This window comes from Paenibacillus sp. FSL P4-0081 (genome assembly GCF_000758565.1).
Lineage (GTDB): Bacteria > Bacillota > Bacilli > Paenibacillales > Paenibacillaceae > Paenibacillus_AQ > Paenibacillus_AQ phytohabitans.
Map to the genome: position 1 here is coordinate 2,673,590 of NZ_CP009280.1, position 14,125 is coordinate 2,687,714.

Sequence of the window (14,125 nt, forward strand, 5' to 3'; positions counted from 1 at the left end):
CAATGGAGCAGAACAGAGCAGTAATAGAGCAGAAACACAGCAGAAACAGAGCATAAATAGAGAAAACAACATTCGCACCGTAATCTGCGCGAAGCAGTCGGGAGGAGAGAGGCTATATGAAGGCGGTACTATCCCAGAATGGTGAAATTAACGTGGCTGAGATTCCCGCTCCGGTGCTGGAGGACGGATTCGTGCTCGTTGAGACAGAATATTCGGCCATCAGCCCCGGAACAGAAATGATGATGAATGGTGCTCACCGCCCGAAACCTATAGTTCTCGGATATAGTGCGGCAGGGATCATCCGCTCCCGTGGACAGGGAATGGAGCATTGGCCAGTTGGCCAGCGGGTGGCCTGTTACGGGGGGCCTTATGCGAAACACGCGGAATGGCTGCTGATGCCACAGCATCTCATGGTGCCGGTTCCGGAGCATGTCAGTCCGGTGGAAGCGTCAACGGTGGGTCTTGGAGCCATCGCAGTGCATGCCGTAAGGCAGGCTGACCTGCAGTTCGGCGAGACGCTGGTGCTGATTGGAGCAGGAATTCTCGGCCAGCTGATTGCGCAAATTGCCAGGGCTGCCGGCTGCCGGGTCATCGTCTATGATCTGCTTGAAGCGCGCTGCAGTATCGCCGAGAGCCTTGGCATCCGCCACATTGCAGTGAGTCCGGAGCAGGTCAGCTCGCATCTGGAACAATTGACGGCGGGAATGGGAGCGGATGCCGTAATGATCTGTGCCGGGGGCAAATCCGGCGGGCTTGTCGATCAGGCGCTGGAATGGGTGAGGAACCAGGGGAAGGTGCTGCTGGTCGGAGATGTGAAGGCGGACTTCTCGCGGGAGCTGATGTTCGGGAAGGAAGCGCAGGTACTGATCTCCAGAGCAGGCGGTCCGGGCCGTTACGATCCTGTCTATGAAAAGCAAGGGATTGATTATCCTTACGGCTACGTCCGCTGGACCGAAGGACGCAACATGGCGGAATACATCCGGCTGATCGCTGAAGGCGATATTCAGGTAGGACCGCTGATCAGCAAGGTGTTCCCCCTGGAGCGTTCAGCCGATGCGTTCTTACAGTATGCACAATCTCCTGCAGAGCTGCTGGGAGCAGTGCTCGCCTATCCTGTAACCGGTGTTCAGGAAGCAGAGCCTGCTGCAGCCCAAGCCCGGGAGGGGCAATAATCATGGAGGCGCTGAGGATCGGCGAGCCGCTGAACGGGCTTGCGGTATGGGCATCGGCCTATGGCAAGCGGCAGGGGCAGGACCGGATCTATGCCGTATCCTCCGGCAGTCCCTGCATGCTGTTTGTACTTGATCCTGCTGGTACCGAGCCAGTGCAGCAATTCGCGCTGGAAGGCTCGGATCATTGCTGGGGAGTGGTTGCGGCGGTCAGCGGAATCTACATCGGCGGCAGCGGGATTCTATACAGATTTACGCATGAACAGGGCATCGAGAACCTGGGGGAGATGATTCCAGGCGAATTCTACACCTGGCGGCTTGCCGCCGACAACGCAGGCAACATCTATGGAGGCTGCTATCCCGGCGGCAAAGTCTTTCAATATAACCCGTCCACGGGACAGTTCAGAGATTACGGCGCCATGGTGGACGGAGAGCAATATGCCCGGTGCATGCAAGCCTGGGAGGGCAAGCTATATGTGGGGGCTGGAACCCGGTGTCCGCATATTGTGGAACTGGACACAGAGACAGGTGAACGGAGTGAAATCAGCCTGCCGGAAGAGAGCCGCACAGAGCAGCTGGTGTATGATCTGAATATTGTACACGGGAAGCTGATAATTCGGATAACACCGAGTTCTAGATTATATATCTATGATCTGAAGCTGCGCCGGTGGGAGAATTCTATCGATCATGTAAGTGGACTCAGTGTGTCGCCGCCTGACCGTTACGGGAACATCTATTTCATCAAGGATGATGTTCTGCAGCGTTATGCATTGGCAACGGGCGTGCTTACCCCTACTTCATTTGCCATGCCGGAACCGGCAGGAGACTACGGCTGGCTGGAGGGCCATCCGTTGAATCCGCAGGCAAGCTGCCTGGCAGGTGTGCGCAGGGACGGGACCTGCTGGATCTATGATCCGGAGCATGACCGGCACACGGTCATGGATTTCATGCTGCAGGGGCAGCCGGTTCACCTGCAGTCCCTGGCCTGGGGGCCGGAAGGGAAGCTGTATACCGGCGGTTATTTCGCCGGGGGATTGGCCAGTTACGATCCGGCCACCTCGGAAATCGTTTCCCGCCGGGGGATCGGGCAGATCGAGGGCATGATGGAAGCCGGCGGCATTATGTATCTGGGAGTGTACCCCAAAGCGAATATCTTCGCCTATGACCCGTCACGGGAATGGAATCCCGGCCTTAATCCCAGGCTGGCTTTCTCCCTGCAAGGCGAAGAACAGGACCGTGCTTTTGCCTGGACCCGGGCGGGAGAAGAACTGGCTATCGGAACCGTACCGTCCTACGGCCGTCATGGAGGTGCGTTAACCCTGTTGCATCCAGAAACCGGGGCGCGGGAAGTACTCAGGGGGCTGCTGCCGCAGCAGAGCATCGTGTCACTGACTGCAAGTGAAGACCTTTTGTTCGCCGGAGGCTCTGTCTGGGGAGGGCTCGGCATAGCGCCGGAGCGGACGGAAGCGTCCCTGATGATCTGGGATGTGAACACCCGCCGCAAGGTGTGGGAGGGCGTACCGGTACCGGGAGAAAAGGCCATCCCGGCGCTGGCGCTGGATGATGAAGGCAAGGTATGGGGACTCACTGCAGGGCTGCTCTTCCTGTTTAATCCGTTCACGCTGGAGACTGAAAGGACGATTCGGGTATGCCCGGCGGATTGGGAAGAAATGACCCACTTCTGGCGGGGAGGCAACGAGCTGCTGTACAGGGAAGGCATATTGTACGGAACCGCAATGAAAACCCTGTTCCAATATGATGTGCGCCAGGACAGGCTTGAGGTGCTGGACGACGATGCCCGGCTGCTTGCGGTGGACGGCGAAGGGGAACTGTTTTTTGCCAGAGCAACCGCGCTGTACCGGATGCAGGCCTTGACGGCAAGTCAGGAGGAATCATGAAAATCCTATATTTCTACAAATTTTGCCTGCTGGGCGGAGTCACCACGCAGCTGGCGAACAGGCTTAAGTTTCTGCGCGGCCGTGCGGAGGTGCATTTTGCTTTTCTTGAGGACTACGGCGGGGCCGGCGCTTTTGAAGGCTATGCGCATGTCCGTATCCTCGGAACACCTGATGAAATCAGGAGCTACATTAAGGAGCATGACTTTGACGTAATCATCACCATTGATACCTATGAGCTGTATGAAGCGCTGGGCCCGGCGGAAGCACGGAAGCTGATCATTCACGAGGTGCACACCACCTATGAGGAGCCCTTGCGGATACTGGCTGAATCCAGGGACAGTCTGCCCTTTCACTATGTCATCACACCCTCGGCCTATATGAAGGAAATGCTGGAGGGAATCGGGATTACAGATGCTTGTCATATCAATAACTGCCTGGATACGGAACTATTCAAATACGAACCCCTCTCCGGCGAGCGGCCGCCTACCATTCTGTGGGTAGGCAAGCTGGACCGGCATAAAAACTGGGAGTCCTTCATGAACATAGCAGGCAGGCTGAATGCGCAATTCCCGGACCTGCAGTTCCTGCTTGTCGGCGGTTACACCGCTCCCGAAGAAATTACCGGCAAACTCCGGGCGAGAGTGCAGGAGCTGGGAATCCGGCATTTTGAGTGGCTGCCCAAAGTGGATTATGAAGAGATGCACCATTATTATTCTGCGGTTGCCGGGAGTGGCGGGGTGTATATCAGTACTACCAGCAATGAATCCTTCGGGATGACCGTCCTGGAGGCGATGGCCTGCCGGTGTCCGGTTGTCGTGCCGGAGGTCGGAGCGTTGCCTGAGCTGCTGGATGATGAGCTGAGTGTATCGCTGTATGCTACCGGAAATGAAGAGGAATGTGTCCGGCGTGTGGCCCTTCTGCTCGAACAGAACGCCCTGCGGGAACGCTTGATGACCAGGGGCGAGCAGAAGGCAAGAACGGTGTATAGCATTGAAGAGGTTGGAAAAGCATACATGGCGCTGCTGGAACATTTCGTAAGGGAACGTGCATACCACAGTTAATCTAAGTTGTCCGCAGGCACAAGGGGGCGTTCATTAACTGCTATATAGATTGAACTTAATAATATACGGACTGGGAAAAGCGGCGGAAGGGAATTTGGAACTGGAGCTGTATGAAGGTAGCATCCGCCTGAAAGCTATCCATAGGAAAGCTAGCATCGGAAGCATAAGCTGGCTGAGATTTTCCACTGCGAACAGCGGATTAGATCAAGAAACCTGGGGACGGACAGCGGCCGGAGGGCCAAATATTCTTTGGAGTCACGGCAACCCATGACCCGATTACGGCATATGTCTGGGCGTTTGCGGTAAACGGTAAACGGTAAGCGGTAGGCAGTAAGCTGTAAACGGTAAACGGTAAACGGTAGGGCGGTATGCGGTATGCTTAATTGCACTTTGTACAACTAAATCGCCTGATTTACAACCAATAATCCGTTTAGTTGTATTTCGTGCAATTAAACTGCCTCGCTACCTTGGTTCCCGCCCATTCAGGCAAATTTAGTTGTACAGACTGCAGTTATAAGAGGCGAGCCTCCCTTTTTGCTGTTTTTAATTGTACTTTATACAACTATTCCTGAATGTCCATTTGGAACAGAACACATCAGTTGCTGCAAGTACTAGTTAACCCCAGTCTACGCGGGCGGAGGTGCAGAGATGAAAGAGCTGAACATTGGTATGGTGGGTATGGATACCTCACACAGCAGAATCTATGCTTCGCTGCTGAACCATGTGTCCCATCCGCTGCATGTACCCGGCGGGAGGCTGACTTGCGGGTATGCCGGAGGCTCGGCGGATTTCCCGTTAAGCGCCTCAAGGGTGGAAGCGATCAGCAGGGAGCTGCAGGAGCACTACGGTGTCGAGCTGGTGGCTTCCATTGCTGAAGTAGCCGAGAGAGCAGATGCGGTCCTGCTGACTTCTGTAGACGGAAGAGTACACCGTGAACAGTTCGCGGTGCTCGCACCCTACGGCAAGCCGGTGTTCATCGACAAGCCGCTTGCGGTTACCAGCGCGGATGCCCGGGCCATCATGGAGCTTGCTGCAAGCTACGGGACACCCGTTTTCTCCAGCTCGATGGTCCGGTTCGGCGGGCCGCTGAATGAGGCGCTGAAGGATGAGAGTGCAGGCTCCATTGTAGGAGCAGACTGCTGCGGTCCGCTCGAGCTGCAGCCGACCCAGCCGGGATTATTCTGGTACGGCATTCATACCGCAGAGATGCTGTACGCGGCACTTGGCGGAGGCTGCATATCGGTGAGAGCCCAGAGTAATGAAACCCAGGAATGGGCAGTCGGGCAGTGGAGGGACGGACGGATCGGCACCATGCGCGGCAACGTAACCGGAGGCACCGATTTCACTGCTGTGCTGCACAGGGAACGGGGCAGCACCGCAGTAAATGCGCTGGGCGGGCACTATGAAGCAGGCCATCAGAATCTGCTAAGGCAGTTTCTGTTGATGGCGGGGGGAGCGTCTCCGCCCATAAGCCCGGCGGTTACGCTGGAGCTGATCCGCTTTCTGGAAGCGGCTAATGAGAGCAGAGTAACGGGGCAGACTGTGCTTCTGTAAGGAGCTTAATCGTACCCGATGATACGGACAGGCTGTTCTTTTATAATAAGGAGTTACATTCGGAAAGGGGAGAAACGGAATGCTCAAGACAGCAGTGATCGGCTGCGGCGGTATGGGGAACATTCATGCGGACAGATATATGTCCATGCCTGAGGCTCAGCTCATCGCGGTATGTGATATCAACGGGGAAGCGGCCGAGAGGCTTGGATTGCTGGCAGGTGTGAAGTATTATCTGACGGCACAGGAAATGCTCGAACGGGAGAAACCGGAGGTGGTCAGTATAGCTGTACCCACCTATCTGCATGTGCCGATGGTACGGCTGGCAGCGGACTACGGTGCACATGTGATCTGCGAGAAGCCGCTGGCGCTGACCTCCGCGGAAGCCGAGGAGGCGGTCCGTTACTGTAACGGTAAAGGTGTCCGGTTATTTGTCGGACATGTGGTCCGCTTCTTCCCCGCCTACAGCCAGCTTGCGGAAGGGATCAGGCAGCATGGCGGAGGCGGGGGCGGCATCTACCATGCCAAGAGAGCAGGCTCGCATCCCGGCCAGGTTCAGGAATGGTTCCGCGACCCGGCGCTGAGCGGCGGCGTGATTGTGGACCTGATGATTCACGATATTGATTATATCCGCGGGACCTTTGGTGAAGCGGAGGAGGTGTATGCCTTCGAGCACCGGACGGAGACGATGAATTATGCTTCCGCGACCTTCCGCTTCGGGAACGGAACGCTTGCTCAGCTGGAGGCCTTCTGGGGGTATCCTGGCGCGTTTCATACTGCGTTTGAATATGCCGGTGCAGAAGTCATTATCTCGGGCGGAACCCCGGACGGGGAAAGCGTGCATATCCGGCGGGCAGCTGCCTCGGGGTCTGCTCCGGGGTTCGTGGAGACTCCGGCAAGCGTGCTGCTGAAAGACCCCTACTATGAAGAGCTGGAGCATTTCCTGCGGTGCATTGCCAGCGGTGCGGAGCCTAAGGTCACGGCAGAAGATGCCGTTCAGGCTGTACGCTGGGCGGAAGCTGCCGTGAGCTCAGGGGCAACCGGACTTCCCGTTAAGCTCGATGCCAAAGGAGGGATTCTATGAGACGTCTCAATGTGGGAATGCTCAGCTTCGCCCATGCCCATGCCTATGATTATCTGGCCTGTCTTCAACAGATGCCGGACGTGAAGGTAGGCGGAATCGCTGATCCCGTGCCGGAGCGGACAGAGGAATTGGCCAGGCGCCATGCCATCCCTTACTACAGTGATTACCGCGAACTGCTGGCCGATGCGTCGATAGATGCGGTGATCATATGCTCGGAGAATGTTCATCATGCGGAGCATACCCTTGCCGCTGCTGAAGCAGGCAAGCATGTTCTCTGCGAGAAGCCGCTTGGCCTCTCTGCCGGGGAGATGCAGCGGATGATTGCAGACTGCGAAGCCAAAGGGGTCCAGCTGATGACCGCTTTTCCCTGCCGCTTTCTAACCCCGGTGGTCCGGGCCAAGGAGGCATTTGACAGGGGGGAGATCGGAGAGATTATAGCTTTTAAAGGAACCAACAGAGGCTCGTTCCCGGGTCCGGCGTGGTTCGCCGAGCCTTCGCTTTCGGGCGGTGGCGCTGTGCTGGATCATACAGTACATGTGATGGATCTGATGAATTGGTTCACCGGCTCACCGGTCGAGCAGGTCTATGCCTATGCGGGAACCTTATTCGATCCTGAGCACAAGCGGACGATTGATGATTCCGGCATGGTGCATGTCACTTTTGCAAATGGCGTGTTCGGCGTTCTGGACCCGAGCTGGTCGCGTAATCCCGGATTTCCCACCTGGGGGGATGTAACCCTGCAGATCATCGGGACAGAGGGAGTCATCTCCATCGATGCCTTCAATCAGAAGAACAATGTGTATGGCAGAGCATCCGGCAAAGGCAGCTGGTCCTTCTGGGGAGACGATATGAACGGACTGATGCTGCAGGCATTCGTGCAGGCACTGCTGGAAGGCACGCCGGTACCGGTGACCGGACTGGATGGTCTCAGATCGGCGGAGGTCGCATTGAATGCCTACCGTTCCGTACAGGAAGGACAACCGGTTAAGCTGCACAGGTAATGCCAGGATTTGAGGGTATGTAACCACATTAAAGAGGCGGGATGAACAATGGACGATCAGAAGCTATTCGATACGATGTGTGAAACGCTCTATTCGGCGGTTATCTCCGATACGCTGGATCAGCTGGGCTACCGCAATCAGGTGATGCGCGAGAATATCAATCCGGTCGATCCCTCCTGGGTGGTGGCCGGACGTGCCAAAACCATTCTGTCGGTGGATATCCACCATCTGCCCGAAGATCCCTACACTAAGGAAATTGAAGCGGTAGACAGCGTCAAGCCGGGAGAAATTGTGATCGGCTGCACGAATGAATCCAGGCAGAATGGCCTGTGGGGGGAGCTGCTGTCAACGGCCTCCAAGATGCGCGGCGGGCGGGGAGCGATCGTGGATGGCTTAATCCGGGATACAGCCAAAATTCTGGAGCTGGGCTTCCCCGTCTTCGCTACCGGCACCAAGCCGGTAGATTCGCAGGGACGCGGGATCGTTATCGACTACGATATTCCCGTGCAGTGCGGAGGTGTGCTGGTGCAGCCCGGCGACATTATCTTTGGCGACCGTGACGGTGTCGTGGTGATACCGGGCGCCATCATTGATGAAGTGTTCGCACTGGCGACGGATAAGGCGACACGCGAGAATCATACACGCGATGAGCTGCTGGCGGGCTTTACGCTGCGGCAGGTCTATGATAAATACGGAGTACTCTAAACCACGAAGGCGGGGTGTCTACATCATGAGGCTGGCTGGAAAAAGAGTGCTGGTAACCGGCGCCGGGCGGGGCATCGGGCTGGCGATTGCCCGCCGTTTCCTGGAAGAGGGGGCCCGCGTGGTCCTGCTGGACCGCAGCGAAGCAGAGCTGCTTACTGCCGCTGATGAACTGGCAGACTACAGCGGAAGCTGGACCACGGAGGTCTGCGATCTGCGCGACCCGGCACAGCTTGAGGCGTCTGCGGCCAGGGCCTTCGCGCATTTTGGCGGAATTGACATCGTTGTGAATAATGCAGGAATTGCCTATAGAGAATCCTTTCTCGATATTTCCTTGGAGCACTGGAATGCAGTCTTCGAGATCAATGTCCGTGCGGTGTACAGGCTTGGCCAGCTGGCTGCGAGGCAGATGATTGGCCAGGGCGGCGGCGGTGCAATTATTAATATGAGCTCCAAAAACGGAATATCGGCCAGCGCGGAGCTTGCGCATTACAATGCTTCCAAGGCTGCCGTTATCCTGCTGACAGAGTCTATGGCGGTAGAGCTGGCTCCGTATGGTATCCGGGTCAATGCAGTGGCGCCGGGCTTCGTGGATACCCCGCTGGACCGCAGGCTGCGCGAGGAAAGCGGACTGCCGTCCCATTCGGAGCATACTCCGATGAAACGGGCAGCGGCTCCAGAGGAGGTTGCCAGCGTGTTTCTCTTCCTGGCCTCAGACGAAGCGGCGTATGTGACGGGAGAAACGGTCCGTGTAGATGGCGGACATCTGGCTAACGGAAGTGAATTGTAGATTGAAGGAGGTGCAGAGATGATTTTTGATTCACATACTCATTTGTTTGGACCGGGAATGGTGGCCGGACCTACGGATGCCGCGATCAAGCGCGCCTGGGGCCCGGATATGAATATTGAGGCTACACCGGAGCAGCACCGGGGCAACCTGGAAGGATTCTCGGGAGCCATAGTACTGGCGATGGCGGCGTCTGCCACCGGGCTGGTGGTGCCGAATGAATATGTGGCGGAATACTGCCGTACGGACCCGGGAAGGCTGTTTGGTTTTGCCAGCGTGGATCCGAATGATCTGGACTGTGTAGGCAAGTTCGAAACGGCTGTCCGCGAGCTCGGGCTGAAGGGACTGAAGCTGGCCCCGATCTATCAGAACTTTTATCCGGAGGATCCGAAGCATATGGCGCTCTATGCTAAGGCGGAGCAACTGAACGTTCCGGTTCTATGGCATCAGGGAACATCCTTTGTCCCGGAGGGATATCTGGATGCTTCCCGCCCGGCGATGCTTGATCCAATTGCCAGGGCTTTTCCGAAGCTGAAAATGATCGTAGCCCATATGGGTCACCCCTGGGTGGATGAATGCATCTCGCTGGTGCGCAAGCATCCTAACCTGTACATGGACGTGTCTGCACTCGGCAGCCGTCCGTGGCAATTCTATAATGCACTGGTCTCCGCTGCGGAATACGGGGTGCAGGACAAGCTGCTGTTCGGCTCGGACTATCCGTTCTTCGGTACGCAGCAGATGCTGGATGCCTTGTACCGGATCAATGATCCGGTGGAGGGAACCAGGCTGCCGCGTGTAGCGGAGGATTTCATTGAAGACATTATTCACCGGCCGACACCGGAAATCCTCGGGCTGGTCTAATTTGTACAACAGCAGGCTGGAAGCCAAAGGGAGATGGAGCATGGAGGAGCATACGGAAACCAGCCGGGCGGACAGTGACGGGAGCGGTGCTGCCGGACGCAGACTGAAGAGTGAAGCCTATTTCCAGGAAAAAGATCTGTGGGGCTTCATTCACCGTTCGTTTACAAAGTCGATGGGATATACAGAAGAGGATCTGCGGAAGCCGGTCATCGGCATCTGCAATACCTTCAGTGAGCTGAACAAGTGCCATTCGCACTTTAATGAGCTGGTGGATTATGTGAAGCGCGGGGTCTGGCAGGCTGGCGGGGTGCCGATGGAATTCCCGACGATATCGATCGGCGAGCCATATGTCAAGCCGACGACGATGCTGCTGCGCAACCTGATGGCGATGGACACGGAGGAAATGATGAAGGGCCACCCCATAGACGGGGTGGTGCTGCTCGGCGGCTGTGACAAAACAGTGCCTGCCCAGCTGATGGCCGCGGCCAGTGTGAACATTCCGGCCATTGTGCTCACGGGCGGGCCGATGCTGAACGGCCGCCTGGGCGGACGCAGCCTGGGTGCCTGCACCGACTGCTACGGCTTCACGCTGGAGCATAAAGCGGGAAATATTACGGACGAGGAGCTGGCGGTGGCGGAGGACGCCATCTGCCGCAGCGACGGGCACTGCATGGTGATGGGCACAGCCAGCACCATGGCCTCGATTGCCGAAGCCATTGGCATGGCGCTGCCGGGGTGCGCGGCGATCCCCGCGCCGGACAGCCGCCGCAGGCATCTCTCCGAGCGGACCGGCAAGCAGATTGTGGAGCTGGTGCGGCGGGATATCCGCCCGCGCGACATCATGACGGCAGAGGCAATGGAGAATGCCATCACGGTCACGATGGCCAGCGGCGGCTCCACGAATGCCATCATCCATCTGGTGGCGATTTCCCAGCGGCTGGGCCGGAAGCTGCCGCTGGAGACATTCGATGACATCAGCCGCCGGACGCCGTTCATTCTGAATCTGCGGCCTTCGGGCAAATATCAGATGGAGGAGTATTTCGAAGCAGGCGGCGTGCCTGCGCTGATGAAGGAGCTGGAGCCGCTGCTGCATGGCGGCTGCCTGACCGTAACCGGGCGGACGGTTACGGAGAATCTGGTCCAGGCGGTCACGCTGGACCGGGAGGTGATCCGCAGCGTGGCGGAGCCGCTGGACAGAGAGGGCGGAATTGCCGTGCTGCGCGGCAATCTGGCCCCGGACGGCGCGCTGATTAAGCAGACTGCGGTATCAGCGCATCTGAAGCGGCACACCGGGCGCGCCGTGGTGTTCGAGAGCCCGGCGGATCTTCAGCTGCGGATCGACGACCCGGAGCTTGCGGTAGATGAGCACAGTGTACTGGTGCTCAAGAACGCCGGCCCCAAAGGTGCACCCGCGATGCCGGAGATCGGGCAGATCCCGATTCCGCAGAAGCTGCTGGTGCGCGGCATAAGAGACATGGTCCGCATCTCTGATGCACGGATCAGCGGCACCTCCTACGGCGCCCTGATCGTGCATGCGGCGCCGGAAGCGGCTGTAGGAGGAACGCTGGCGCTGGTACAGGACGGCGATGAAATCGAGCTGGATATTGCAGCGAGAAGACTGGTCCTGAAGGTGCCGGATGAGGAGCTGGCCCGGCGGCGGGCTTCCTGGAAGGCGCCGGAGCCCCATTATGACAGAGGCTACGGCCTGCTGTTCCATGAGCACGTGCTGCAGGCGAATCTGGGCTGTGATTTCGATTTCCTTCTGCCGGCAGAGCTTCGCCGGGAGCTGCTGGACGGAGCCAAGCAGGACTAACCATAAATTTTATCCACCTAAAGGAGAATTCTTATGCAAATGCCAACGCAAGCTGTGATCCGGTCTGTTCAGGAGCTGGAAGACCGGCTGGCCCGTCCGTCTGCCGCACTGCTGGAGGAGCTCGCCCGGCTCGACGGGGATATCATGCTGCTCGGAGTAGGCGGCAAAATGGGCCCGAGTCTGGCCAGGCTGGCCGTAAATGCCATCCGGGAGGCAGGGCTGGACAAGAAGGTGATAGGCGTCTCCCGCTTCTCGAATGATGCATTGAAGCAAGAATTAATTGAAGCCGGAGTGGAGGTGATCGCGGCGGATTTGTCTGACGACAGCGCGCTGCGGGCACTGCCTGACACGAAGAATATCCTGTACATGGCCGGCAATAAATTCGGCACAACAGGCAATGAGCATTTCACCTGGATGATGAACGCCTATCTGCCGGGGCGTGTGGCGGAGCGCTTCCGCGATTCGCGGATTGTCGTCTTCTCGACAGGCAATGTCTACCCGTTCACGCCGGTGGGCCAAGGCGGAGCAACAGAACGCACCTCACCGAATGCGAACGGCGAGTATGGACAGTCCTGTCTGGGGCGTGAGCGGATCTTCGAGCATTTCTCGCATAAGAACAATACGCCGATGTTCATCTACCGGCTCAATTATGCCATAGACCTGCGCTATGGCGTTCTGCTGGAGCTTGCCCGATCCGTTAAGGAGCAGCGGCCCATCGATCTGACGATGGGACACGCCAATGTCATCTGGCAGGGGGATGCCAATGAGCTTGCCCTGCGCGCCTTGCTCCGCTGCAGCTCGCCGCCGAATGTCATGAACATCACCGGACCGGAGACGGTGTCGCTGCGCTGGGCGGCCGCGGAAATCGGCCGCAGGCTGGGAACTGAGCCTGTCTTCACGGGTGCTGAAGCCCCGGAAGCCCTGCTGAGCAATGCTGCGAAGGCCGCGGCTTCCTTCGGATATCCCCGGGTATCGCTGGCACAGATGATCGATTGGGTGGCGGACTGGGTGGCTGCGGGCAGTGAGACCTGGAACAAGCCGACACATTTTCAGGAACGGGAGGGCAACTATTAATGGGAGCGAGCAGACAACAGTTAACTCCGGAGCTCTATGAAGCGCTGCATGAAGGTCTGGCGATTCCGGCGCATCCTCTGGCCCTTACGGCAGAACGCAAGCTGGATGAGCGCCGCCAGCGGGCATTGACCCGTTATTATATCGCCTCCGGGGCAGGCGGAGTTGCTGTAGCCGTGCATTCCACGCAGTTCGAAATCAGGGACCCCGGGATCGGGCTGCTGGAGCCGGTGCTCAGGCTGGCTGCGGAAGAAGTGGAGCGTGCCGGCCTTACCCGTCCTTTCCTGAAGGTGGCAGGCATATGCGGAGACACGGAGCAGGCTGTCCGGGAAGCGCAGCTCGCCGCAGGTCTGGGCTATGAGGCGGGACTTCTCAGCATGGGCGGACTGCAGGACTGGAGCGAGGAGCAGCTGCTGGAACGCACAAGGAGAGTGGCGGATGTGATTCCCGTCTTCGGCTTCTATCTGCAGCCTTCCGTGGGCGGCCGGATCTTAAGCGTTGACTTTTGGCGGAGCTTTGCAGAGATTGAAGGCGTTATCGCGATCAAAATGGCACCGTTCAACCGTTATCAGAGCCTCGATGTGGTCCGGGCGGTGATGGAGTCCAGCCGCAGCAGCGAAATCGCTCTCTATACCGGCAATGACGATAATATCGTTACGGATCTGCTCACCACCTACCGCTTCAAGGTTAACGGGGAACCCATGGAGAAGAAAATTGTCGGCGGGCTTCTCGGTCACTGGGCGGTCTGGACAAGCAAAGCGGTTCAGCTTCTGGATACGATCCGGAAAATCCGCAATGAGGCTACCCTGTCATCCAGCTGGCTGACCCTTGGCATTGAGGTGACCGACAGCAACGCGGCCTTGTTTGATCCGGCCCATCAATTTCACGGTTGTATTCCGGGCATTCATGAGGCGCTGCGCCGCCAGGGACTGCTTGAAGGCTTATGGTGCCTGAATCCGGAGGAGCAGCTCTCACCCGGGCAGCTGGAGGAGATCAGCAGAGTCACCAGGGATTACCCCCATCTCACGGATGATGAATTCGTGGCAGCGCATTTGGAGGAATGGCTCCGTTAAAAGAGGCGTCTGCACATTCCCCAGTGGAACCCGAAAGCCCGGATATGATAAGCT

General features: G+C 57.8%; 12 protein-coding genes. All 12 read left to right on the forward strand.

Going from position 1 to position 14,125, the window contains the following annotated elements; translation table 11 throughout:
- Positions 1-116: 116 nt before the first annotated feature.
- The 12 genes from P40081_RS11235 (at position 117) to P40081_RS11295 (ending at position 14,071) form a co-directional block, all read left to right on the forward strand.
- Positions 117-1,172, forward strand: a complete 1,056-nt coding sequence (locus P40081_RS11235; RefSeq protein WP_042135480.1) for a zinc-dependent alcohol dehydrogenase — start codon at positions 117-119, stop codon at positions 1,170-1,172.
- A gap of 2 nt (positions 1,173-1,174) precedes the next feature.
- Positions 1,175-3,067, forward strand: coding sequence for an NHL repeat-containing protein (locus P40081_RS11240; protein ID WP_042135481.1), 1,893 nt, complete (start codon positions 1,175-1,177; stop codon positions 3,065-3,067).
- Positions 3,064-4,128 carry a glycosyltransferase family 4 protein gene (locus tag P40081_RS11245; RefSeq protein WP_042135482.1) on the forward strand — a complete coding sequence of 355 codons (1,065 nt, stop codon included), beginning with the start codon at positions 3,064-3,066 and terminating at the stop codon, positions 4,126-4,128. The genes P40081_RS11240 and P40081_RS11245 overlap by 4 nt, the downstream gene beginning before the upstream one ends.
- 648 nt (positions 4,129-4,776) lie before the next feature.
- Positions 4,777-5,682: a Gfo/Idh/MocA family protein gene (locus tag P40081_RS11255; RefSeq protein WP_042135484.1), complete on the forward strand. Its 906-nt coding sequence runs from the start codon at positions 4,777-4,779 to the stop codon at positions 5,680-5,682.
- Positions 5,683-5,761: 79 nt separating this feature from the next.
- Positions 5,762-6,763: a Gfo/Idh/MocA family protein gene (locus P40081_RS11260; RefSeq protein ID WP_042135485.1), complete on the forward strand. Its 1,002-nt coding sequence runs from the start codon at positions 5,762-5,764 to the stop codon at positions 6,761-6,763.
- Positions 6,760-7,764, forward strand: coding sequence for a Gfo/Idh/MocA family protein (locus P40081_RS11265; protein ID WP_042135486.1), 1,005 nt, complete (start codon positions 6,760-6,762; stop codon positions 7,762-7,764). Before P40081_RS11260 ends, P40081_RS11265 begins: the two co-directional genes overlap by 4 nt.
- A gap of 48 nt (positions 7,765-7,812) precedes the next feature.
- On the forward strand, positions 7,813-8,469 hold the full coding sequence (locus P40081_RS11270) for an RraA family protein (RefSeq protein WP_042135487.1): 657 nt from the start codon (positions 7,813-7,815) through the stop codon (positions 8,467-8,469).
- 25 nt (positions 8,470-8,494) lie between these two features.
- On the forward strand, positions 8,495-9,256 hold the full coding sequence (locus tag P40081_RS11275; RefSeq protein WP_042135488.1) for an SDR family NAD(P)-dependent oxidoreductase: 762 nt from the start codon (positions 8,495-8,497) through the stop codon (positions 9,254-9,256).
- A gap of 18 nt (positions 9,257-9,274) precedes the next feature.
- Positions 9,275-10,114 carry an amidohydrolase family protein gene (locus P40081_RS11280; RefSeq protein WP_052421767.1) on the forward strand — a complete coding sequence of 280 codons (840 nt, stop codon included), beginning with the start codon at positions 9,275-9,277 and terminating at the stop codon, positions 10,112-10,114.
- On the forward strand, positions 10,065-11,927 hold the full coding sequence (locus tag P40081_RS11285) for an IlvD/Edd family dehydratase (protein WP_231575326.1): 1,863 nt from the start codon (positions 10,065-10,067) through the stop codon (positions 11,925-11,927). The genes P40081_RS11280 and P40081_RS11285 overlap by 50 nt, the downstream gene beginning before the upstream one ends.
- Before the next feature lie 57 nt (positions 11,928-11,984).
- On the forward strand, positions 11,985-13,001 hold the full coding sequence (locus P40081_RS11290; protein WP_042140966.1) for an NAD-dependent epimerase/dehydratase family protein: 1,017 nt from the start codon (positions 11,985-11,987) through the stop codon (positions 12,999-13,001).
- Positions 13,001-14,071 (forward strand): dihydrodipicolinate synthase family protein, encoded by a 1,071-nt coding sequence (locus P40081_RS11295; protein WP_042135489.1) that lies wholly within the window; start codon positions 13,001-13,003, stop codon positions 14,069-14,071. The genes P40081_RS11290 and P40081_RS11295 overlap by 1 nt, the downstream gene beginning before the upstream one ends.
- Positions 14,072-14,125 lie beyond the last annotated feature (54 nt).

Excerpts from the sequence above, each read along its gene's own strand:
- P40081_RS11235 (WP_042135480.1), top strand. The coding sequence starts at position 117 with ATGAAGGCGGTACTATCCCAGAATGGTGAAATTAACGTGGCTGAGATT.
- P40081_RS11240 (WP_042135481.1), top strand. The coding sequence starts at position 1,175 with ATGGAGGCGCTGAGGATCGGCGAGCCGCTGAACGGGCTTGCGGTATGG.
- P40081_RS11245 (WP_042135482.1), top strand. The coding sequence starts at position 3,064 with ATGAAAATCCTATATTTCTACAAATTTTGCCTGCTGGGCGGAGTCACC.
- P40081_RS11255 (WP_042135484.1), top strand. The coding sequence starts at position 4,777 with ATGAAAGAGCTGAACATTGGTATGGTGGGTATGGATACCTCACACAGC.
- P40081_RS11260 (WP_042135485.1), top strand. The coding sequence starts at position 5,762 with ATGCTCAAGACAGCAGTGATCGGCTGCGGCGGTATGGGGAACATTCAT.
- P40081_RS11265 (WP_042135486.1), top strand. The coding sequence starts at position 6,760 with ATGAGACGTCTCAATGTGGGAATGCTCAGCTTCGCCCATGCCCATGCC.
- P40081_RS11270 (WP_042135487.1), top strand. The coding sequence starts at position 7,813 with ATGGACGATCAGAAGCTATTCGATACGATGTGTGAAACGCTCTATTCG.
- P40081_RS11275 (WP_042135488.1), top strand. The coding sequence starts at position 8,495 with ATGAGGCTGGCTGGAAAAAGAGTGCTGGTAACCGGCGCCGGGCGGGGC.
- P40081_RS11280 (WP_052421767.1), top strand. The coding sequence starts at position 9,275 with ATGATTTTTGATTCACATACTCATTTGTTTGGACCGGGAATGGTGGCC.
- P40081_RS11295 (WP_042135489.1), top strand. The coding sequence starts at position 13,001 with ATGGGAGCGAGCAGACAACAGTTAACTCCGGAGCTCTATGAAGCGCTG.